24 protein-coding genes are annotated in these 23219 nt (G+C 38.3%); 1 reads left to right on the plus strand and 23 read right to left on the minus strand.

From position 1 onward, the window contains the following. Positions 1 to 132: 132 nt before the first annotated feature. From AC3EA5_RS05685 to AC3EA5_RS05735, 11 genes are all read right to left on the minus strand, one after another. Positions 133 to 930 carry an ABC transporter ATP-binding protein gene (locus tag AC3EA5_RS05685; protein WP_488607438.1) on the minus strand — a complete coding sequence of 266 codons (798 nt, stop codon included), beginning with the start codon at positions 928 to 930 and terminating at the stop codon, positions 133 to 135. Then, on the minus strand, positions 908 to 1957 hold the full coding sequence (locus tag AC3EA5_RS05690) for an ABC transporter permease (protein WP_488607439.1): 1050 nt from the start codon (positions 1955 to 1957) through the stop codon (positions 908 to 910). Before AC3EA5_RS05690 ends, AC3EA5_RS05685 begins: the two co-directional genes overlap by 23 nt. Positions 1958 to 1975: 18 nt before the next feature. After that, on the minus strand, positions 1976 to 2956 hold the full coding sequence (locus AC3EA5_RS05695) for an ABC transporter substrate-binding protein (RefSeq protein WP_488607440.1): 981 nt from the start codon (positions 2954 to 2956) through the stop codon (positions 1976 to 1978). Positions 2957 to 3081: 125 nt separating this feature from the next. Next, positions 3082 to 4521, minus strand: a complete 1440-nt coding sequence (locus tag AC3EA5_RS05700; RefSeq protein ID WP_488607441.1) for a dihydrolipoyl dehydrogenase family protein — start codon at positions 4519 to 4521, stop codon at positions 3082 to 3084. Further along, positions 4521 to 5756, minus strand: a complete 1236-nt coding sequence (locus AC3EA5_RS05705; protein WP_488607442.1) for a dihydrolipoamide acetyltransferase family protein — start codon at positions 5754 to 5756, stop codon at positions 4521 to 4523. Before AC3EA5_RS05705 ends, AC3EA5_RS05700 begins: the two co-directional genes overlap by 1 nt. A gap of 12 nt (positions 5757 to 5768) precedes the next feature. Further along, entirely contained in the window at positions 5769 to 6785 is a 1017-nt protein-coding gene (locus tag AC3EA5_RS05710; RefSeq protein ID WP_488607443.1) for an alpha-ketoacid dehydrogenase subunit beta, read from the minus strand. A 4-nt stretch (positions 6786 to 6789) separates the two neighbouring features. Continuing rightward, positions 6790 to 7845, minus strand: a complete 1056-nt coding sequence (pdhA, locus tag AC3EA5_RS05715) for a pyruvate dehydrogenase (acetyl-transferring) E1 component subunit alpha (RefSeq protein WP_488607444.1) — start codon at positions 7843 to 7845, stop codon at positions 6790 to 6792. A 15-nt stretch (positions 7846 to 7860) separates the two neighbouring features. Continuing rightward, positions 7861 to 9009, minus strand: a complete 1149-nt coding sequence (locus tag AC3EA5_RS05720) for a Leu/Phe/Val dehydrogenase (RefSeq protein ID WP_488607445.1) — start codon at positions 9007 to 9009, stop codon at positions 7861 to 7863. A 41-nt stretch (positions 9010 to 9050) separates the two neighbouring features. After that, positions 9051 to 9446: a thioesterase family protein gene (locus tag AC3EA5_RS05725; protein WP_488607446.1), complete on the minus strand. Its 396-nt coding sequence runs from the start codon at positions 9444 to 9446 to the stop codon at positions 9051 to 9053. A 105-nt stretch (positions 9447 to 9551) separates the two neighbouring features. Further along, the gene (locus AC3EA5_RS05730) at positions 9552 to 10694 is read right to left on the minus strand and encodes a Glu/Leu/Phe/Val dehydrogenase dimerization domain-containing protein (RefSeq protein ID WP_488607447.1); all 1143 of its coding nucleotides are present in this window, start codon (positions 10692 to 10694) and stop codon (positions 9552 to 9554) included. Between the two features lie 375 nt (positions 10695 to 11069). After that, positions 11070 to 12041: an NAD(P)H-dependent flavin oxidoreductase gene (locus tag AC3EA5_RS05735; RefSeq protein ID WP_488607448.1), complete on the minus strand. Its 972-nt coding sequence runs from the start codon at positions 12039 to 12041 to the stop codon at positions 11070 to 11072. Between the two features lie 85 nt (positions 12042 to 12126). On the opposite strand from AC3EA5_RS05735, the gene AC3EA5_RS05740 reads away from it, so the two are divergent. After that, the gene (locus AC3EA5_RS05740; RefSeq protein WP_488607449.1) at positions 12127 to 12657 is read left to right on the plus strand and encodes a gamma carbonic anhydrase family protein; all 531 of its coding nucleotides are present in this window, start codon (positions 12127 to 12129) and stop codon (positions 12655 to 12657) included. Between the two features lie 426 nt (positions 12658 to 13083). Here AC3EA5_RS05740 and paaX read toward each other — a convergent pair whose 3' ends face one another. The 12 genes from paaX to paaA form a co-directional block, all read right to left on the minus strand. Beyond that, entirely contained in the window at positions 13084 to 13944 is an 861-nt protein-coding gene (paaX, locus tag AC3EA5_RS05745) for a phenylacetic acid degradation operon negative regulatory protein PaaX (protein ID WP_488607534.1), read from the minus strand. Between the two features lie 107 nt (positions 13945 to 14051). Continuing rightward, a complete protein-coding gene (locus tag AC3EA5_RS05750; protein ID WP_488607450.1) occupies positions 14052 to 14828 on the minus strand; it encodes an enoyl-CoA hydratase-related protein in 777 nt (258 codons plus the stop codon). A 155-nt stretch (positions 14829 to 14983) separates the two neighbouring features. Continuing rightward, positions 14984 to 16189 (minus strand): acetyl-CoA C-acyltransferase, encoded by a 1206-nt coding sequence (locus AC3EA5_RS05755; RefSeq protein WP_488607451.1) that lies wholly within the window; start codon positions 16187 to 16189, stop codon positions 14984 to 14986. Further along, positions 16186 to 17058, minus strand: coding sequence for a 3-hydroxyacyl-CoA dehydrogenase (locus AC3EA5_RS05760; protein ID WP_488607452.1), 873 nt, complete (start codon positions 17056 to 17058; stop codon positions 16186 to 16188). The genes AC3EA5_RS05755 and AC3EA5_RS05760 overlap by 4 nt, the downstream gene beginning before the upstream one ends. A gap of 73 nt (positions 17059 to 17131) precedes the next feature. Continuing rightward, positions 17132 to 18649, minus strand: a complete 1518-nt coding sequence (locus AC3EA5_RS05765; RefSeq protein WP_488607453.1) for an aldehyde dehydrogenase family protein — start codon at positions 18647 to 18649, stop codon at positions 17132 to 17134. A 14-nt stretch (positions 18650 to 18663) separates the two neighbouring features. Beyond that, entirely contained in the window at positions 18664 to 19437 is a 774-nt protein-coding gene (locus AC3EA5_RS05770; RefSeq protein ID WP_488607454.1) for an enoyl-CoA hydratase-related protein, read from the minus strand. A 12-nt stretch (positions 19438 to 19449) separates the two neighbouring features. Continuing rightward, the gene (locus AC3EA5_RS05775) at positions 19450 to 20226 is read right to left on the minus strand and encodes an enoyl-CoA hydratase/isomerase family protein (protein WP_488607455.1); all 777 of its coding nucleotides are present in this window, start codon (positions 20224 to 20226) and stop codon (positions 19450 to 19452) included. Beyond that, a complete protein-coding gene (locus AC3EA5_RS05780) occupies positions 20226 to 20528 on the minus strand; it encodes an EthD family reductase (protein ID WP_394187984.1) in 303 nt (100 codons plus the stop codon). Before AC3EA5_RS05780 ends, AC3EA5_RS05775 begins: the two co-directional genes overlap by 1 nt. An 18-nt stretch (positions 20529 to 20546) precedes the next feature. Further along, positions 20547 to 21047 (minus strand): 1,2-phenylacetyl-CoA epoxidase subunit PaaD, encoded by a 501-nt coding sequence (paaD, locus tag AC3EA5_RS05785; RefSeq protein ID WP_488607456.1) that lies wholly within the window; start codon positions 21045 to 21047, stop codon positions 20547 to 20549. A 26-nt stretch (positions 21048 to 21073) separates the two neighbouring features. After that, the gene (gene paaC / locus AC3EA5_RS05790; protein WP_488607457.1) at positions 21074 to 21886 is read right to left on the minus strand and encodes a 1,2-phenylacetyl-CoA epoxidase subunit PaaC; all 813 of its coding nucleotides are present in this window, start codon (positions 21884 to 21886) and stop codon (positions 21074 to 21076) included. Beyond that, positions 21883 to 22227, minus strand: a complete 345-nt coding sequence (paaB, locus tag AC3EA5_RS05795) for a 1,2-phenylacetyl-CoA epoxidase subunit PaaB (RefSeq protein WP_394187980.1) — start codon at positions 22225 to 22227, stop codon at positions 21883 to 21885. The genes paaC and paaB overlap by 4 nt, the downstream gene beginning before the upstream one ends. A gap of 18 nt (positions 22228 to 22245) precedes the next feature. Next, positions 22246 to 23190 (minus strand): 1,2-phenylacetyl-CoA epoxidase subunit PaaA, encoded by a 945-nt coding sequence (gene paaA, locus AC3EA5_RS05800; protein WP_488607535.1) that lies wholly within the window; start codon positions 23188 to 23190, stop codon positions 22246 to 22248. Positions 23191 to 23219: the final 29 nt, after the last annotated feature.

Below are 23219 nucleotides of genomic sequence, written 5' to 3' on the forward strand. Positions count from 1 at the left end.
TCGTTTTGCGTTTCTTAAGTTGGCAATTAAAAAGAACGACCTTCATGTAGGTTGGAGTTTTCAGGCTACAATCTATGAAGAGTCGTCCTCCCGTAAGTAAGAAACTATACTCTTAGCATTCTAGTAATGAATTTAAATAGAAAGTAATGCTTTATCACTCGTAAGCTTTTCTCCACGAATTCGTTGGAATTCATCCATTAACTTAGGAATGGTTAATTTCTTTTTCTCTTCAGCATCAAACTCTAAAATAATTTGCCCTTTGTCCATCATAATGAGCCTGTTCCCTAAATCGAGGGCTTGTTGCATATTGTGAGTAATCATCAACGTAGTTAGTTCATCTTTTTCCACCAATTGTTTTGTTAAATTCGTAATTAATTCTGCTCTAGCTGGGTCGAGTGCTGCTGTATGTTCATCCAGTAATAAAATAGACGGTTGAGTGAACGTTGCCATTAACAATGAAAGTGCTTGTCTTTCACCGCCTGAGAGCATGCCTACTTTTGCATTTAACCGATTTTCTAAGTTCAAATGAAGTGTTTCAAGAGATGTGCGGAATAATTCCCGTCGTTTCTTATCCACTCCTATTCGCAAACGTCTTTTCTTGTTGCGTGAATAAGCCATTGCCAAGTTTTCTTCGATCGTCATCGTAGGAGCGGTTCCAGCCATTGGATCTTGGAAAACACGACCAATCATTTGGGATCGTTTATACTCAGGCAATTTTGTTACTTCATTTCCAGCAATTTCAATCGTACCAAAATCCGGATATAAGGCACCTGAAATCATATTTAACATCGTCGATTTACCGGCACCATTACTACCAATCACCGTCATAAAATCTCCAGGGTTTAAATTAAGATTGATTTGATCAAGCGCGATTTTTTCATCCGGCGTAGCTTCATTAAATAATTTATTAATCTGGATGAGTTTCAGCAATCTTAGATCCCCCCTTAGTTAGTGACTGTTGGTATTCTAATAGGCGTTCAGCGTGTCGTTTGGCTTTTCTATTTTTTTCTCGTTTTTTATCAAAGTATTGCGGCAGTATAAGCGCCACTATAACAATGACAGCAGTAATTAATTTCATATCTCCTGTATCAAGGAAATCCACTCTCAGTGCAAGTCCGAGGACAATGCGGTAAATGATAGCTCCTGCAATAACAGCCATCGTGGTTCGAACAATCGTTTTTGTACCAAAGATCGCTTCACCAATAATGACAGAAGCGAGACCGATAATAATCATCCCGATACCCATACCAATATCAGCGAACTTCGCATATTGAGCGATTAAGGCACCTGAGAACGCAACGAGAGCATTCGAGAATCCTAGACCCACAATAATCAGGTTATCTGTATTAGCCGATAAGCTACGAATCATTTTCTTATTATCACCAGTCGCTCTAATAGCAAGACCAACTTCCGTTTTTAAGAACCAATCGACCACTAGTTTGATAATTAAGACAATAATCATCATGACCAATAACGTTCCCCATGTTTTGGGTAAATACTCCACACCTAACATGCCGAAAAATCGATTAATCATGGCATCGATTCCGAAAAGACTCCAAAAAGCTTGGAATTGATTAAACATCGTTTCTGCATTGAGAAGCGGGATATTAGGTCTCCCAATCGAATTCTCAGAAGTGAGACCCATAATCCTCAAATTTATCGAATACAAAGCAATCATCATTAAGATCCCTGCGAGTAATGCATTAATCTTGCCTTTTGTATGAAGAAGACCCGTCATGCAACCAGCTAAGAAGCCAAGTATGACTGCAACTAATGTTGCGAGTATCGGGTGGTACCCCAATACAATCATTGTTGCCGCTACACCTGCACCAGTAACAAAACTGCCATCAACCGTTAAATCCGGAAAATCTAATACACGGAATGAAATATAAACACCTAACGCCATGATTGCATAGATGATTCCTTGCTCTACAGAGCCAAATACAGCTGAAAACATGTAGAATCACCTCCTGTTTTATTCGCTAAATTCTGCTTCCCACTCATCCTTAATTTCAAGATTTAGTGCAGATGCTGTGTCTTTATTCATAGTGAAAATTAATTTTTGTGGAATTTGAACTGGTAAGTCAGCAGGTTTGCTTTCACCTTTAAGGATTTTAACTGCCATTTCACCAGCTTCGTAACCGATGTCATAGTACTCAAATCCATAAGCTGCTAATCCACCACGTTTTACAGAGTCAAACTCTGCAACCATCATAGGAATCTTATTTTCATTTGCAACGGATACAACTGATTCAAGAGCAGAAACAACTGTGTTGTCTGTGATAATGTATAAAGAATCCACTTTGCCTATTAAAGATTCTGTTGCCTGTTTAACATCTGCAGATGTAGCGACTGATGCTTCAACAACTGTCATATCCATCTCTTTTAACATTTCTTTTACTGCATCAACTTGTGCACGAGAATTTTGTTCTCCTGAGTTAAATACCATACCAACTTTTTTAGCGCCTAATTCATCTTTTAAGAATTTCATCGTGTTTGAAATTGCGTCTGGATGACTGTCGATTGTACCAGTTACGTTACCACCTGGCTTTTCCATCGATTCAACAAGCTCAGCTCCCACTGCATCTGTTACTGAAGTAAAGACAATAGGAATATCTGAAGTAGCACTTGCCGCTGTCTGTGCACTTGGAGTTGAGTTAGCAAAGATTAGATCTACATTTGAACTCACTAAGTTAGAGGCAATTGTGGTACTAGCGCTAGGATCACCTTGAGCAATTTGCACATTATACTCTGCATCAATACCAGCGTCTTCTAATGCCTGTTTAAATCCATCGTATGCAGCGTTTAAAGATGGATGTTCTACAATTTGAGTTACCCCAATCTTATAGGTCTTTTTTTCTCCATCTGATGACGTTCCACCATCATCTCCGCATGCCCCTAAAAGTAACGCTGAACCTAAAATTGCTACACCGACTTTTTTCCAACTTTTCAACATGATATTTCCCCCTCTTAACTTAGTTATATGGTAAATAATTGAAACCAAAGGTAGAAATTGAATCAAAATATTCAGGCAACTAAAATCGTGGTGATGTAATCATAGATGCTCAGTTGATCGTTGAATTAAACTGTCTGCAAGTCTTTCTTCTTAACAGGGGCTGAATGAATAGCTTGTCCGATTAATCCTTCAACGGCTTCAAGTAAACCTTCAGAAAATCCTGGATGAGCATACAAAGGGAATTTGATATCCTCTTCTTTCGCTGCCATCTCAAGTAATTGGACAAAGGAACCTGACATTTCGACGGCGCCTTCACCAATCATATGTATCCCATTGATGATTTCTGTTTCAGCGTCAGAAATAACTTTTATAAAGCCATCCTTTTTCCCGGTTATAGAGGCGTACCCATTTCCGCCTAAAGAAAATTGACTGATACGAACGTTTAAACCATTTTCCTTAGCCATTTGTTCAGTAAGTCCCACTGTCACAGCTGGTGGTATAATATGAGCAATGTGCGGTATAAACGTTAGGTCAACTTCCGGTTTAAGACCGGAGATTGATTCGATCGCAACTTTCCCTTGCTTAATCGCTTTTACAGCTAATAATGGTCCTTCTGTAACATCTCCTATAGCGTAAATAGAGTGAATGTTTGATTGCATTTTTTCATTTACTGAAATAAAACCTTCATCTGACTGAACAAGTCCAATTCGACTGATTCCAAGAGACTCTAAATTAGGTTCCCTCGAGCCAGAAACAAACAGATAAGATCCCTCTACAACATTTTCGGAATCCTTGTTCGTTTTAAATGTAACTGTAACATTTAAGTCCGTTTCATTTGTCGTAATGTTTTGAATATCTTTAAAAATAGTTATTTTACGACGTTTAAATAAGCGATTGAGTTCTTTAAAGATAGATTCATCTAAGACTTGTTCTTTTTCCTGATCAAACAAGATCGTTACTTTTGAACCTAAAGCTGCAAAACTTGAGGCTACCTCAAGTGCAATATAATCTTGTCCATAGACGATCAAATGTTCCGGTATTTCTTCAAGTGTAAATATGTTGTGAGCTAATAGCACTCTTTTCCCTTTATCCGTTACCCATTTCGGCAGAACGGGTGTACTACCAGTTGCAAGAATGACTTGGTCAAATTCGAAAATGTCAAATTGATGGCCATTTTCTACACCGATTTTATTTACTGCTAAAAACGTTGCTTTACCTTGAATAACTTCTATTTTATTGGCTTTACATAAATTTTCTACACCAGAGCGTAAACCTTTAATAACCTCATCTTTATATGATAGAAGCTTAGATATATTAAAAATATCATCCCCACTACCAATTCCTAGATCAGATAAATGAGAGATTTCAGCTCGTTTTGATGCTGCGTGAGTAAAGACTTTTGACGGGATACATCCTTTATTTAAACAAAGCCCACCTAAATCAGCCTGTTCAATAAGCGTGACGGAAAGTCCGAGTTGTGCACCGCGAATGGCGGCAGAATAGCCCCCTGGTCCACCCCCGATGATGATAAGATTTCTTTGCTGTGTAATTTCGCCAACAACCATTAAATCATCTCCATCATAAGTTTATGGGGTTGTTCTATCAGACTAGCTAATCTGTTCGTAAATGCTACCGCAGTTGCGCCATCGGCTACTCGATGATCGAACGCCATTGAAAGTGTCATAATATGACCGATTACAATTTCATTTTGGTCATTTACAATCGGCTGTTTCTTTGTTTTGTGAAAGGCAATTAAAGCAGTTTCTGGATAATTAATGATTGGGGTTGCCCCGGTGCTTCCAAGAGGACCAACATTACTCACTGTAAACGTACTATTTTGCATCTCAAAAGGTTGTAGTTTGCCTGAAATTGCTTTTTCAGTTAAGCCTTTTACTTCTTTGTGAATGTCCTTAATCGACTTTTTGTCTGCATCATGAATGACAGGAACTATCAAGCCGGCTTCAGTGTTTGTGGCCATTCCAATATGGTAATTCTTCTTTAAAAGAATTCGGCTATTTTCTTCATCAAGTTCTGCGTTAAAAATCGGGAAATCTTTCAAACAAATAACAAGGGCTTTTACTAGAAATGCCGAAACACTAACTGATTCTCCAGTCGCTTTCATTTCTTCGCGCATTTTAAACAAGTTTGTCATATTGATTTCATCAAAATGAGTGACGTGTGGAATGGTAAATAAAGATTTCGTCATTTTCTCTGCAATTTTTTTACGGATTCCCTTAAATGGAATCTCATCAGGTATAACTTTACTGACATCTGTAGTCTCTGACTTTTGATTTGAAACAACTTCAGTTTGCTCTGAGGATTGATTGCCTTTAATAAAGCGATATACATCCTCTTCAGTTACTCTCCCAGAAGGGTCAGATGCTTTTACATCTTCAATATTAATATCATGTTCTCGAGCGATTTTTCGAGTATATGGTGCAGCTAGTACTCGATTAAACGACGAGATCGAAGTAGGAGTAGATTCATTTTTTGGTTGTACGCTTTGTTTTAGTGTCTCTTTTGCAACTTTAGGTTGTACTGCATGCTCTTTGTTAGAGGATTTGTCGTCTGCTTCTATGTAGATAAGGCTAGTTCCTACATGAACTGTTTCGCCTGCTTCAATAATAATTTCCTTAATGACACCAGAGCAGGGTGAAGTAAGTTCCGCCACCATCTTATCGGTTTGTACTTCTACAAGTGGTTGATCCGTTTTCACGGTATCACCAACTTTAACAAGGTAATGGATGATTTCTCCTTCCGTCATCCCTTCTCCGATATCATGTAATTTCACTTCGAGCATGTCATTTCCCCCTTAAAAATGAACCACTTTTTCTATCGCTTCTTGTACACGTGCTGGTGTAGGAAGATAATGTTCTTCTAATGAGAAAAATGGTACCGGTACATCAAATCCCGTCACTCTTTCGATTGGAGCACGCAAATATAAAAATGCAGTATCGTTGATGATCGAAACGATATCATTACCTAGCCCGCTCGTATGATGAGCTTCGTGTATAATAACGGCTCTAGTTGTCTTTTGAACAGACTCAGAAATAATGTCTCGATCAATCGGATACAGTGTACGTAAATCAATGATTTCACACTGAATTCCATTTTTCTCAGCTAGTTGTGCTGCCTTTTCTGCAACCGTAATCATGGCACCCCATGCAATTAGTGTTACGTCTGTTCCTTCACGAACTATTTTTCCTTTACCAATTTCAACTGTGTATTTTCCAACAGGTACTTCTTCTCGCATCGATCGATAGTTTTTCATCGTTTCTAATACGAGTACAGGATCCGGATCTTCCACTGCTGCTATGAGTAAACCTTTAGCATCATAAGGATTTGAAGGACAAACTACTTTGATACCTGGCATATGTGTAAAGAGAGTTTCTGTACTATCTGAATGGATCTCTGGTGCGCGAATACCTGCTCCATAAGGTGCACGGATAACCATTGGTACGGTAAATCGAGACATTGAACGCATACGAAGACGTGAAACATGCGTCATAATTTGCTCATAAGCAGGATAAATAAAACCTAGGAATTGGATTTCGGCAATTGGTTTAAATCCATTCACGGCTAACCCTACTGAGGTACCGATAATTCCCGCTTCTGATAGAGGTGTATCTACAACACGTTCTGCACCAAATTGTTCTTGTAGACCTTCAGTTGCTCGGAAAACACCACCGTTTTTTCCGATATCCTCACCTAATATAATCGTTCTCTCATCTTCCTCAAGTAAAACACGCATACCGTCATTAATTGCTTGAATCATGGTCATCTGAGTTGTCTTAACATCTTTTTGGTTAGACTCTACGATTTGGGTCATTAGGTCACCGCCTTTCTAAGTGTGCAAGATAAGATTCTTTCTGTTCAGCTAGTTGGGGAGGCATTTCTGCGAATACATGATCAAATACATCTTCCACGTTTGACGCAGGGTATTTTTCCATTTCTTCAACAGCTAAATCGATTTCATTCGCCGTTTTCTCCTTCACTTCTTCAATCCATTGCTCGTCCCAGTAACCATAATTTTTCATAAATAGTTCTAAACGTGTCATTGGATCAACAATATCTTTCCCTTGTGTTTCAGGACGATATTTAGAAGGGTCATCAGCAGTCGTATGAGCACCTTTTCTCCAAGTCACCGCTTCGATTAATGTTGGACCATGCCCAGCTCTCGCATGATTAAAAGCTTGCTTCGTTTCAAAATACACTGCGAAGCAATCATTGCCATCAATTCGGACACCTGGTATACCATAAGCCACTGCTTTTTGAGCCACCGTTTTAGAATTCATTTGTTTTTCAATTGGAACTGAAATGGCATAGCCGTTGTTTTGATTAAAAAATACGACTGGTACTTTAAAGACACTTGCGAAGTTTATTCCTTCATGGAAATCTCCTTCAGAAGTAGCTCCATCCCCAAAATAAGCAATCGAAGCATTTTGTGTTCCTTTTAATTTCTCAGCCCATGCAGCTCCTGCAGCATGTGGTAGCTGAGTAGCAATCGGAACTGCTGGTGGGAAGATATTACGATCCGGTGGTGCCACACATCCTTCTACACGACCGTTCCAATATAAGAATGTTCTTGTCATACTCTTGCCGAATGTAATGGTCGCACCATGATCACGATAAGTTGGGAAAACCCAATCATCCGGTTGTAGGGCAAGTGCACTCCCCACTTGAGCAGCTTCTTGCCCTTCAAATGGAGCATAAGTGCCAAGACGTCCTTGTCGTTGTAAGTTAATCGCTTTTCTATCAAACGTGCGGACACGTAACATGTGATAATACAATTCTTTCACTAATTTTTCGTCGATTTCATTTTCGAACGTTGAATCTACAAAATGACCACGATCATCTATGATTCTCTTTATTGGATAATTTTCTTCCAATTCATACGCCTCCAATCAAGATAAGTTGCGAATAGACCATTTTGGCTTCGCCGCTGAAGTATAAAAGCTATTTCTGTTTGATCGATCAGCAATTCGTTTTTCACACATTTCGTTTGCAGCTTCTTCTGTCGTTTTTCCACTCACTCTTGCTTCTTGGAAAACACCTAAAACCGCATCGTAAATATGTTTTGTTTTAGCTAGAACACGTTCGTGGTTAATCCCATATAATTCGTCAGCTACTTGAATAAGTCCTCCAGAATTAACGATATAATCAGGCGCATATAAAATCCCTTTATCGTGTAGCATTCTCCCGTGAACATCATTTAACAATTGGTTATTTGCAGCACCGACAATCGCTTTTACTTTAAATTGAGAGATTGTGTTTTCATTAATAATTCCACCAAATGCACACGGAATGAAAATATCTGCTTCTTGTGAATAAATATCTTCTTTTGAAATAACAGTGACCGTACCAGTAGTGTTTGTCGCTAATTCTTTTATGGCTTGCAAATTTTCTGTACTAATATCTGTAACGAATAAATCAGCGCCAGCTTGAAGTAAACCTGTTGCCACTTTAAATCCAACTTTACCAAGGCCTTGAATCGCATATTTATGGCCACCTAATTCGTCACTGCCGAAAAGGATTTGATTCGTTGCTTGTAAACTATAAAGGACACCAGCTGCAGTCGGAATAGAGGAATCGCCGCCACCACCATATACTTCTGGTAGTCCGTTAATAAAGTTAGTTTCTTTTGAAGCATGTATGAAATCTTCCATTGAGGTTCCCATATCCGTTCCTGTGTAAAAACGACCACCTAATGAATTAACAAATTGACCGAAAGCACGAAATAGCTCAGGTGTTTTATCTGTTTTTGGATCCCCGATAATGACTGCTTTTCCTCCACCAAAATCTACGTCTGCAGCGGCACACTTATAGGTCATCCCTTTTGAAAGTCGTAGAACATCTTCGAGTGCTTCATCCATGCTGTTGTAGGGTTGCATCCGACATCCACCTAATGCAGGACCTAATGTTGTATTGTGAATGGCAATAATTGCTCTTAACCCGGTTGTGGGATCGTTACAAAAAACAACTTGTTCATGTTTGCTCATTTTATCGAAGAGTTCGAATTCTTTAGCCATTGATGTTCTTTCTGCCACTTTCATTTTGAATGCCTCCTTAAAATCGATCAGTAGAAAATTATGCTTTAAATGGATGCTTCTATTAATTTATTTTCGATAGTTTCTTTTGGCAAAATGACTTGCACTACTTCACCCTTACCAATAACCCCTAAATGATTTGTTGCAATTACATTAGTTTTGACTAAGTTATCTCGTAATTCGATTACAGTAGCCTTTAAAGTTACAAAAGTACCTAATGGTGAAGCGGCTATATGTCGTAACTGAACAGAAGCCCCCATCCCTTCTTCGTGACTTTCTAAAAATGGTAAAATAATTTTTCGTGAAACCCATTCCATATGATATGTCATAGCAACAGTGGAATAAACGGGATGAACGACTTCGCCCTCAAAAGAAGCAAACATATCTTCTGTAACAATCACTTCAATACTTTCTTCTTTACCTAATTTAAGTCCCGGTTTCATTCCTAATCCCCTACTAACTTTTAGTATATGAATCTACTATTGAATTTTAGTTGTTCGTGAAAACGCTTACAAATAAACCAAAAAATATAATTTTTCAAATATGACTTACTTTCCAAATGCCCATTTAGGTTTTAAAGATGTTGTGAAGAATCCATTGCGTTTAGCCTTATTGACGATTCTCTGCTCACACATTTTATTGGCAGCTTCTACTGTAGAAATGCCGTTTATGGAAGTCATTTTATATACTTCTAGAATGGAATCGTATATATGTTTGGTTTTTGCAAGTACTCGCTCATGATTGATACCATATAGTTCGTCAGCAACTTGTATCAGACCACCAGAGTTGATTATATAATCTGGTGCATAAAGTATTCCTTTTTCTTGAAGGAGTTTTCCGTGATGTTCAGTCAAAAGCTGATTGTTGGCAGAACCCGCAATGGCTTTGACCTTAAACTTTTCAATCGTTTGATCGTTAACAATCCCACCAAATGCACATGGAATAAATACATCTGCTTCCTGTGAATAAATTTCTTCACTGGTAACAACTTTCATTGTTCCTGGCGTTGTTAGCGCTATTTCTTCCATTCGTTTTATACTTTCCTCACTAATGTCAGTTACGTAAAGATGTGCACCTGCTTCTAATAAACCTATAGCTACTTTTGATCCAACTTTACCTAGACCTTGTATGGCGTATGATACCCCACCTAAGTTCTCACTACCAAACAAAGTTTGATTGGTTGCTTTAATTCCATAAAGAACGCCAGCTGCTGTTGGAATTGATGAATCGCCTCCACCTCCGTAGGCTGCAGGTAAGCCGACAATACAATTTGTTTCTTTACTTGCATGAATGAAATCTTCCATTGTCGTTCCCATATCTGTTCCTGTGTAAAAACGACCGTTTAATGAATTTACAAATTGACCGAATGCACGGAACAATTCTGGTGATTTATCTGTCTGTGGATCACCAATAATAACTGCTTTACCACCACCAAAATCTACATCAGTCGCTGCACACTTATAGGTCATCCCTTTAGAAAGACGAAGTGCATCTTCCATCGCATCATCAAAACTTTTATACGGATACATGCGACATCCACCTAGAGCTGGGCCATTTGTTGTATTATGAATCGCTATTATAGCTCGTAAGCCAGTTGAAGGATCGTGACATAATACGACTTGTTCATGTTCAGCCATTCTTTCAAAAAGCTCAAAATTTTTAACTATTGGCATTCTCTGTGCTGTTTCCATCAACTGAATCCCCCTCAGGATTTACACATGTTCTAGAAGTTTAGGGTATGCCTATCAATAATCTTTCATGTTTTTATGTATAACGAACACTGCTTGACTTCAAGGAAGCATCTGTAGAAATTTAATGTTATTAATATATGAAAAAATTTATCGTATAACACTATTTCAACGTAATATTATCAAATTGTAATATACTAGTCAATACAATAATCGGAAAACTCTCTATTTTTAGAATTAAAAGAAATCATAATTATGCATAAAAAAACCTCTCAAGCAATTGTTCTTAAGAGGAATGGTAAATGCTATCGATACCTATGAAATGTAAGAGAGTTTAATTCTTTAAATTTGTCTACACCACCAAGTTGAATTAAATATTTAATCTTTCTTATAAGAAAGACCTCTTAAATCATTCGAAGTCTGTTCAATTTGGTTAAGTGCTTCATCCATCATGCTTTCAAACAACTCTTCTACTGAAGGTATATGGTTGATCAATCCTGCAATCTGTCCACTGTTAATAAAACCATTTTCTAAATCGCCCTCAATGGCTCCCTTTACATGATTTACTTCAGAAGTTAGTTCTCGATATTGTTCTGGAGTTAGTCCTGCCTGTTCCAGCTCTTCTAACTTATTTGAATAAGGAGTTTTCAGTATTCGCCTTAATTGACCAAAACTTCTACCTATAATAGTTGTATCCGTATCACTTGCATTCACTAAACTATTTTTATATTGATCATGAAATGGTGCATCTTGTGTAGCAATTAATCGTGTTCCTATTTGAACACCAGATGCACCAAGCATTAGGGCTGCGGCCAACCCTTTTCCATCTCCAATACCACCAGCTGCAATTACTGGAACTTTTACACTTTTCACGATTTGTGGAATGAGTGTAAAAGTAGTTAACTCAAGATTCGAGTTGATACCAGCCGCTTCAAAACCTTCAGCAACTAGAATATCAGCCCCAGCCGCTTCAGCTTTTTGCGCATGCTTCACAGACGCAACGAGCACAATGACTTTTACGTCATATTCATGTAATTTCGCAATATATGGAACTGGATTTCCTGCAGATAACGATACAATAGGGATCTCATGTTTAATAATTAATTGAATTAGTTCATCCGTATACGGCGACACATTTATCGCTATATTTAATGCAAAATTTCTTGATGTGCGTTTCTTTGTCTGAATAATAATTTCTTCAACTTGTGTAGGAGTCATCGTTCCACAACCGATTGTACCTAACCCTCCCGCTTCAGAAACAGCAGACGTTAGTTGTGCATTACTTATATTTCCCATTCCACCTTGGAATATTGGAATATCTATTTGAAGCATATCGCAAACGTATTTCATTAATTATCCACCTCTACTCAAATATGTTATAGTAAAATGAATAGAAAGACAATTATGTAAATTCAAATTTACTTGGGGGTATACGATGATTATTCCATTCAAAGGGAAGACACCTAGATTAGATGCAACAGTTTTTGTGGCACCAGGATCCAAAATTATTGGTGATGTTCAAGTAGGGAAAGAATCGACCATTTGGTTTAATACAGTATTGCGAGGAGACGAAGGGTTAATTTCAATTGGAGAAAGGTGCAGCATACAAGATAATTCAACGATCCACTTATATGAAGACGCACCTGTACTTGTGGAAGATGAAGTTACAGTTGGTCATAACGTGATTTTGCATGGCTGTAAAGTGGGTAAACGTTCGATTATCGGCATGGGCTCAACGATTTTAGATCATGCTGAAATCGGAGAAGAATGTATTATTGGAGCTAACACATTAATTCCTCCCGGAAAGAAGATTCCGCCTCGCTCTTTAGTTGTTGGATCTCCAGGTAAGGTCGTAAGAGAATTAAATGATAAAGATTTTGAAATCATCCAGCTTTCAATCGATACTTATGTTCAAAAAGGATATGACTATCGTGAAATTTTAGCTGAACTAGAAAACAATAAATAACCTTTTCAGTTTAACGAGTTTTTTTAATAAAAAATAGGCTAATTCCTTCGGAAACTCATACTAAAATTAACAGGAAGAGAGTGTCTCAAAAGTCATCTAAAATTGACTTTTGAGACACTCTCTTTATTTATAAAAACGGCTCTGTTAAGCTATTGATTTCCGTTTCAGGCGTTCGCTTTCCGCGGGCGGTCCGTGAGCCTCCTCATCGCAAGCTCTTGCGGGGTCTCACCTGGACACGCTATTCCCGCTAGAGTCGCCGCCTTCCACTTCAATCATTAAGCAATTAGTGAAAAACGGTCCGCGCGAAGTGGGAAACAACTTTATTCGGACTAAATTTTTAATCTATTCTCTTTGTTGACTAACTTAAAAAATAAAAAGGAGACTGACCAACGTCATTTTCATGACATTTATGACAGCCCCGCTTATTTATTCATTGATTAAAGGATGATTGTCAGCATCGTACGCTTTGTCTTTCCAACTCATATCATTATCTTCTTCAAATACCTTTTCGAAAAATTGGCTGGCAGACTGAGCTAGCAATTTGTAATATTGTTCAAATAAAAGTGCAGCATGATGACCATTCCATACTTTAGGAAGAAGTTCACGCGGTAATCCAGGATCAGTAAATAGAAATTTTCGATATTCATGAACAAGCTTTGTTCGCTCAACGAAACACTCCGCATCCGTTAATTGTCCTTGAGCAATCATACTTTGGTGCACGATATATTGTTCGCTATAGGTTGAAATGAACTCTTGATATTTCGCCTCAATCTCTTGAAGTGGCCAGCTTTTCTCAACAAGTGATTTATCTGCTTGCGGACCTTTATAATCCGATACAAAAAAGTCTACATACTGTTGAACTTCATACTTTTCAATCAGCACATTTACTTCTTTTTCAAGGTTGTTCGGCGAAATCCAGCAACTATTTGAAAAACTACCAAAACCGCTCCACAAAAGCTCTTTTCGAAGTTCGTCGCGGATTTGTCTCTTATCCTCTGGAATAGAATACATAAGCATTCGCCATTTTCCGTCCCATTCATTCGGCATCAATTTAAAAATCCGAACTGCAGCTTCTTCCATACGGGCCAAACCACGGGGCGTTAAAAAATAGTAACTTTTATTGCCCTTCTTCTCTGAATCAATCCAACCCTGCTTCATCATACGAGAAACTGATACCCGAACAGATTGTTCATTATGACCAAATTCTTTTAATAAACGGATTAAACTTCCAATCCAAATTTTATTTCCATAGTGTCTTATATAGTCACCGTAAATGGTGAAAATCATGGATTGTGTATTTGCCACTTGTATTCACTCTTTCTAGTATTCGCTTTTAATCTTATAACACAACGATCTCCAATTAATAGTATATCGTTATATTGAAAAAATGAAACTTAATTTCCCGTAAATACGGGTTTTCTCTTTTCGCTAAAAGCTAATAGCGCTTCCGTTCGATCGGTAGTAGGTATTGTTAGTTCATATGCTTTTGATTCGATAGCTAGGCCAGTTTGTAAGTCAGTGTTCATCCCTTGTGAAATAGCATACTTCGCTTGCTTTAATGCCACAGGACCATTTCTCATCATGTTAATCGCTAAGTCTTCACAGCTAGATAGCAGATGATCTTTGTCGACTACTTTTAATACAACGCCAAGTTCTAAACCTTCTTCTGCTGTAAACTTTCTTGCGGTAAAAATCAATTCCTTTGCTTTCATTTCGCCAATTAGACGAGGTAAGCGTTGAGTTCCGCCAGCACCAGGAATGATTGCCCAACTTGTTTCTGTTAAGCCCATAAGTACACCTTTAGCAGCAATTGTGAAATCACAAGCAATCATTAATTCAAAACCTCCACCAAATGAATACCCATTAACGGCAGCAATTGTGGGTTGCGGTAAGCTTGCAATACTCGAAAAGGTATCTCGAATTGCTTTTACATTTCTTAGAACTTGAGACTCTGAGAGCGTTCGTCTTTCTTTTAAATCAGCACCCGCACTAAACGCTTTATCACCTGCTCCTGTGAAAATTACTGCACGAACTTCAGAATCTAGTGATATGGAGTCTGTCAAAGCTTTTAGCTCCTGAAGCGTGTCATAATTAAAGCAATTCATCGATTCTTCCCGATTAATTGTCACATAGCCGATATTATTTTGCTTGGAATATAATACATTTGCCATTTCTGATCTCCTATACAAACATATTTTTGAAATGAAACTATTGATTCGGGCTGCAGACTATATGATACTTGCATAGCAATCCAAACAGATCCAAAAAGTCCGTATTCTGCTGTAACAATTACTTTTTCTTTTGTCATTTGTCTGGTTTGAATCTACTACTCTTCAACATTCTCTACAATAGCAGCAATGCCTTGTCCAACGCCGATACACATCGTTGCAAGTCCATATTGAACTTTTTGTTTTTTCATTTCATATAGAAGTGTCGTTAATATTCTCGCTCCACTTGCTCCAAGTGGGTGTCCAAAAGCGATTGCCCCTCCATTTACATTGACGATTTTCTCATCTAATCCTAATTGTCGAATACAAGCAATTGATTGAGATGCAAAAGCTTCGTTTAGTTCGACTAATCCAATATCCTCAATACTTAACTGAGTTCGTTCTAACAATTTGATTGTCGCAAAAATAGGACCTAGCCCCATTACTTCTGGTTCTAACCCTGCAGTTGCCCCGGCTACATATTTAGCAAGGGGTTTTAAATTCAATTCTTTCGCTTTATCTGCACTCATAAGAAGCAGCGCGGAAGCGCCGTCGTTTACGCCTGATGCATTACCAGCTGTTACACTGCCCCCTTGGAAAATTGGTTTTAGTTTAGTGAGTTTATCGATTGTAGTATCTGGGCGTGGATGTTCATCTTGATCCACGGTAATTGTGTTCCCTTTTCGATCAGTATAAATAACAGGAACTATTTCATCAGCGAATCGATTCTCGTCTATCGCTTGTTTAGCTCTTTGTTGACTTTGAAAAGCGAATAAATCTTGGTCTTCTCTAGATATGTTACTTCTCTGCGCAACCGTCTCAGCTGTTTGTGGCATTGAGTCTGCCCCAAACATTTCTTTTAGTTTCAGATTGGTAAAACGCCAACCGATTGTCGTATCTTGTAATTCCATATTGCCCCGAGGAAATGCTTGATCCGGTTTAGCCATGACAAGTGGCGCTCGAGTCATACTTTCAGTTCCACCTGCAAGATAAATATCACCATCACCTACTGCAATAGCACGAGCCGCATACATAACAGCATCGAGTCCTGAACCACATAGCCGATTGATTGTCGTACCTGCTACTTCAACCGGTAGACCTGCAAGCAAACCGGACATACGGGCGACATTCCGATTGTCTTCTCCTGCTTGATTTGCATTACCGAACACAACCTCTTCTATTTCATTAACATTTAAGCTTGAGTTTCGCTCAATTAACGCCTTAATTACGACTGCACCTAGGTCATCTGGACGTACATCTTTCAAGGATCCGTTATATCTACCAATTGGTGTTCTTACTGCATCTACTATGACGACTTCTCTCATTTTGTAATCAACTCATCTTCTATTGTATAGTCGTATACGCCTTTACCACTTTTTCGTCCAAGCCTTCCTGCTTTAACGTATTGTTCAAGCAAAGGAGCTGGTCGGTATTTTTCTCCGAGTTTTTCGTGTAAATACTTGAGATTATTTAAGCGGGTATCTAGTCCTACTAGATCTCCTAATTCAAAGGGTCCCATTGGATAATTCAGACCTAATTTTATCGCTTTATCTATTTCCTCTGGCGTTCCTAGTCCCTCTTGAAGCATATAAAAAGCTTCATTTCCAACAAGTGCACTGATTCGACTTGTGACAAAGCCAGGGAATTCATTAATCACAACGGTTTCTTTGCCCATTTTTGAAGCTACTTCTTTAATAAGCTCAACTGTCTCATTATTTGTTTCTAAACCTCTGACAATTTCTACGAGAGGCATTTTATGTACAGGATTAAAAAAGTGCATCGCAATTGTTTTATCTGGTCGTTTTGCATACGAAGCAATTTCAGTCGGGCTCATCGTTGACGTATTGGTTGCAAAGAAACATTCTGATGAAGCATGTTCTTCAATGACTTCAAAGACTTCTTTTTTAATTGAAGCGATTTCAGGAACAGCTTCAATGATTAGATCTGCGGTTTTAGCAGCTACTATTAAATTGGTTTCAAATTGTAATTTACTTTGAGCTAATTCAACTTGTTCCGCTGTAATTTTCCCGCGATTAAGCCCTTTGTGGAATATGCTATCCAATTCCATTTCCGCATTTTTTAATGCCGCTTCATTTGTATCAACTAAAGTCACTTCATATCCGCCAACTGCAGCTACGTAAGCAATTCCTCTCCCCATAACACCTGAACCAACTACTACTATACGATGGATCATACCTACGTTCCTCCCTATAAGTGAAAGAATACGGACAGGGGATTTATTCCCTGTCCGTAAGTTCACTTCATTTTTAAAGACCGAATGGATTCAACGGACGACTTCCGTAATAAGATAAAATACTCTTCGTTTCCGTATAAAGGTCTAAGGTTTCGATACAAAGCTCACGACCAAAACCTGATTGCTTATACCCTCCAAATGGTGTTCCAGGGAAAGCAGAGAATGGGCAGTTAACCATAACGATTCCTGCTTGAATTTGATTTGCTACACGAGTTGCTCGAGCACCATCTTTTGACCAAACAGCTGAACCTAATCCGAAATCAGTGTCGTTCGCTAATCGAATTGCTTCTTTTTCATCTTTAAATTTAGATACAACGACAACTGGTCCAAAGATTTCGTCTCGAACAACCTTCATATCTTGAGTAACATTTGAGATAATCGTTGGCTCATACCAGAAGCCATTTTCATATCCTTCAGGTTTAGCCACCATACCTCCAGCAAGAATGTCAGCACCATCTTCTTTTGCAGATTGTACATAACCTTCTATTGTATCGAGTTGCCCTTGATCAATAATTGCACCCATATGAGTGGTTTTATCAAAAGGATTTCCGAGTTGTAATTTTTTCGTTTTCTCAACAAACTTGTTCATAAATTCTTCGTAAATATCTTCATGAACATATAAACGAGATCGTGCCTCACAGGATTGACCTGAATTGTAAAAAATACCGAATAACGAGCCATCTACTGCAGCGTCAATGTCCGCATCTTCGAATACAATACTCGGAGACTTCCCACCAAGCTCTAAAGTCACTCGTTTTAATGTCTGAGAAGCTTTCCCCATAATATCTTTACCGATCGGTGTAGAACCAGTGAAAGCTACTTTATCGACTTGTGGGTGTTCTACTAAGAAGTTTCCAACATCCGATCCTGATCCTGGTAGGACATTAACCACACCAGCAGGTACTCCAGCTTCAAGGCAAATTTCTCCTAAAATAATTGCTGTTAAAGGAGTAAGTGAAGCGGGTTTAACAATAACAGTACATCCTACAGCAATTGCGGGTGCAATTTTCCAAGCAGCCATCATAAGTGGATAATTCCAAGGAATGATTTGTGCACAAACGCCTACTGGCTCTTTTTCGGTATAGTTATGGAATTGACCCGGAACGTTATTTACTGTTCCACGATGACCGACAATAGCACCTGCATAAAATTCAAAATCTTCAATGGCTTGCGTCACTTGACCTTGAGCTGCATGTAGAGATTTGCCTGTATCAAGAATCTCTAATTCTACTAATTCATTAAATCGACTACGCATAATAGCAGCGATTTTATTCAAAACCTGAGCACGTTTTCCTACCGGGAACAGTTTCCACTTTCCTTTATCAAATGCATTACGGGCAGCTTCGATTGCTTTTTCTGCATCTTCCTTCGATGCTTTAGCAACTTCAGCAATTAGTTCACCATTTGCAGGGTTATATGTCTTTAATACTTCACCAGTGCTACTTTTAACTTTTTCACCGTTTATTATCATATGATAAAATTCACGTTTCATCGATTCTTGTTCAATTTCATTTTCACGAATGGTTGTCATAAAATTTACTCCCCCTATTTTCCTGAAAATACAGGTTTTCTTTTTTCCATAAATGCTTGTATTCCTTCACGATGATCGGTTGTAAGACCCGCAACTCTTTGACCTTGGGCTTCTAATTCCAAATAGTCTTCAAACGAAAGGTTCGACACTGCTTTTAATGATTTCTTTATTAAGCCAATAGCTATGGTTGGCAGTTCAGCTAGTCTAGTTGCATAAGCTGTAACGTCATCTGGCCATGTTTCTTCAGATATAAGTAGGTTTGCTAAACCCATTTCAACTGCAGCGGCAGCTGGTACTTTTTCACCAAAAACCGAAAGCTCGAGTGCTTTTGAATGTCCAACAAGTTGTGTTAAATATAAAAGGTTGCCCGAATCCGGTATGAGACCAACATGTATAAATGCATTTAAAAAACTAGCACGTTCAGAAACAATTCTAAAATCACACGCAAGCGCTAAACTGAATCCTGCTCCTGCCGCTACTCCATTAACTGCTGCAACTATTGGTTTTTCGCATTTAATAATTTGCTTGAGCATAGGACCATAATGATCTCTTAATACTTGCCCATGGTCCATCTGTTCGTCTACTTCAGACAAATCTTGTCCTGAACAAAAAGCTCGTCCTTCTCCAGTAATAACAATACAGCGAACTTGTTCGTCAAAACTGGCAGACTTAATCGCTTCTTTCACTTCATGATTCATCTTCGCCACGAAAGCATTTAATTTGTCAGGTCTATTTAAATAAAGCCATGCAATGTTGTCTTTAACGACATATCGAATCGTTTCAAACATAGAACACTCTCCTTAATAGCCACGATAATCTGGTTTGCGTTTTTCGATAAAGGCGTTCATGCCCTCTTTTTGATCTTGTGTCGCAAACAATAAATAGAAGTTTTTACGTTCATACTGCATACCTTCATATAACGAAGAATCTACCGCTTTATTCACAGAGTCTTTTATGAGACGAACAGACAATGGCGGTTGTTTAGAAAGTCGTTCAGCAAATTTCATTGTTTCTTCCATTAATAATTCTGGTGCAACCATTCGATTGATAATCCCATGTGCAAGTGCAACTTCTGCTGAAATTCGTTCCCCTGACCAAAGCCACTGTAAAGCTTTTGTACGTCCAACTAGTTTCGTTAACCGTTGTGTACCACCTGCTCCAGGCATGACGCCAAGTCCTACTTCAGGAAAAGCAAATTCTGTTTCGGTTGAAGAAATAAGTAAATCGCAACAAAGAGCTAACTCAAATCCACCACCAAAGACAAAGCCTTTAACTGCACCAATAATTGGCTTTTTCACTTGGGCTATTCGATCCCAATCCGTAAATTGATTGAGTAATTCAAGAGAAATTGGATTGGCATCTGTCATTTCATCAATATCTGCACCTGCAGAAAAAGCTCGACCCTTACCAGTTAGAACAATTACACGAACTGCATCATTACGATCAAAATCTTCCATCGCCAGCAAGATTTCACGTATCATTTTTGTATTCAAAGAATTCAACTGACGTGGGCGATTAAGTTCGATTAGAGCTGTACTTCCCATTAAGGTAGTTTCGATGAATTCAAAGTCTGACATTATGCATCTTCACCAATCATTAATGTCACTAAATTTGATGCGAAACTCATTAAATCTTTACCAGAAGCTTTACCTTCTGCTGATCTCATTCCATTGTTTAAAGCTTCCATGTCATCATAAATCATTTCACACATTAGGTAGTATTTTGCTTCTCCACCCATTGGTGAACCTGTAAATTTCGTTACTTTCATTTCGCGAAGACCTGGAATTTTTTCTGTCAAAGGTCCGTGAACATTAAAGTAATGATTGTCGAACTCCTCTTTGTTTTCTGGGTGCTTATATAGCGCGATTAATTTAGCCATTTGTTTTTCTCCTCACTTTTACATTAGTGTCGATATCGGTTTCATTGCTTCAAATACATTTTTACAACTCTTACAATACAAAATGCTTCTACAAGCAGTAGGTCCAAAAATATTCTCCATCGTTACATAAGTAGATCCACAATAAGCACAATCTACATGCCAGGTGCCATCCTCTTCAAAATGACGCGGAGGGGGAGAAATTCCAAATGCTCTTAATCCTATATGTCCCTTTTCTGTAATACGATCGGACGTCCATGGAGGATTAAATATGAATTCTACTTTCACATTTTCAACTTCCGGCAGTTTTTTTATCGCTTTTACAGTATTCTCTTTAATAATTTCAAGTGCAGGACAACCTAAAAATGTAGGGAGCAAAGTAACTTTTACATCATTTTCTTCTGTAACAACATCACCGACCATACCGAGGTCAACAATACTAATAGAATCGATTTCTGGATCTTTCACATTCATCAACACTTCAAATACACGTTCCACCGTTAGGCTAGCATAAGCATTCATGATGAATTCCTCCTTCCCCATTTCATTCACCAGACCGCAGCAGAATCTACTTTGTTAACTTCAGAAAGTGTTGCAAGACCCTTTTCTAGATCACTTGTATGTTTTCCATTTCTGCCATTTTTGTCAGATGGTTCAGGAATAATTGGAGTAGTCATTTGTACACTTTGAAAAAGAGGTGCTATGAGTTTACTCCATTTGTCCTTCAGCTCTTCTTCACTGGCAATAAGACCATTTTTTTCGATGGATTGCTTATGACTTCCAAAGGAAAAAACGTCTCCAAAGTCCGCTAATACGAGTTGAATTGCGTCATTCATTTTCTTTTTAGCGACATCTGTGGAATTCAATAATTGTTTAAACCATATGTCCCAATGCATTTTGTGATAATAAAGTTCCATTCTAACTTTCACCGCCATATCAGCTAAAGGCGAGTAAGCGCTTTCACATAGGGAATCAAGTTTCACTTTTTTTGCATACGTGTAAAATACGCTTCGCACGACAGCATATGCCCAGTCATAATGAGGCGTTTCCATATAATAGCCTTCACCATTCACTCTTTCTAACAAAATACTGTTTTTACGTTCTTCAGATGGACGAAAATGAGCGAGATGATCTGCGTTTCCTGCTCCTAAATCTTCTAATAGCTGATAGTACATAGCTGCATGCCCCATCGTATCTTGACTGATTGATGAAAAAGCTATATCAGCCTCAATATGTGGAGCAAGTCCTAACCATTCAGAACCCCGGTAAGCATACATGAAGTCGTCATCCGCTAATTGAAACAATAAACTTTCAAGAGCATCTTTGAATTCCGGACTCATTGCAGACTCCGCGTTTGTCATTTACGTACACCTCCCCACGACAATATTTCTTTCTCATCTAGCATTTCTTGTTCATATTGACGCCATTTCTTCTTTAAGTAGCCATAACCTTTAGTCGTACGATAATCCTTATTCTCTAATCGATTTAATGTCATTTTTTCTTCATCATTCATTTTTTTAATATGTTTGCGGTTCACAATCCATATATCAGCAACTGGCTCCCTCCGCATAAAGTTTTCTTGCGCCATAATGAAGGCCATATCTTCATTAGGAGCCAGTAGACTGAACTGGTGTTGGAACGCGGAACTTGGTGTACGCTTGCTGAAAATTTCATACTCTTGGTAAAATTTTTCTTCACCCATCATTTCTGACTCCTTCCTTTAACTAATTGTGGCACTAAGGGCATCTCTAACCCATGAATTATATTCATAGGAATGACGTCTTAGATTAAGACGCGCTTCCGAACGAGGACCTTGGTTTTTAATGATTTTCTTAAACTCATTCCAATCCGGTTGCTGATATGACCACATATTACTTTCTTTGTCGTAATGTAAGGTTGGATCAGGAATCGTCAACCCAAGAGAAAGGATTCTCGGAATATATTTATCAAAGAAGATTTGACGAAACTCTTCGTTCGTCTTTGTTCGAATTTTATATTTAATCGTTAAATCTTGTTTAGAAGAACCAGTGGTTTCCTTACTTGCAGGACCAAAGAACATGAGCAATGCTTCCCACCAACGATTTAACGCTTCTTGAACCATTGCTTTTTGATTCTCTGTTCCTTCGGCTAATGCTAAGATTATTGATTCCCCATGTTGGGCGTGAAACACTTCTTCAGCACAAATTCGTTGTAAAGCACGTGAATATGGTCCATACGATGCTTTAAGCATATCCGTCTGGGTAATAATCGCTGCACCATCCACAAGCCATCCGATAATTCCGGCGTCTGCCCACGTTTTTGTTTCCATATGAAAAACATTATGGAATTTTAAATCGCCGTTGAATAAATCTTGCATTAAATCCCCACGATTTTTGTTATATGGCATCAACAAATCTTCAGTAACTCGAAGCAATAACTGACCATGACCCATTTCATCTTGAACTTTAGCCATAATTCCTAATTTACGATATAGAGATGGAGCACGAGGTACCCACTCTTTTTCAGGTAAAGCCCCCATAATTTCACTCATACCATGCATTGAAATTAATTTAATCAATGTCATTCTATACTCGTCTGGCATCCAATCATCTGCTTCTATTTTATCTCCTGACTCAATACGCTCCATAAATTTTTCCAGCTTTGCCTCTTCAGTTTCAACGCTCATGTATGTCACTATAAACCCTCCCCTTTTAA

The sequence above is a fragment of the Paenisporosarcina sp. genome (assembly GCF_057785155.1).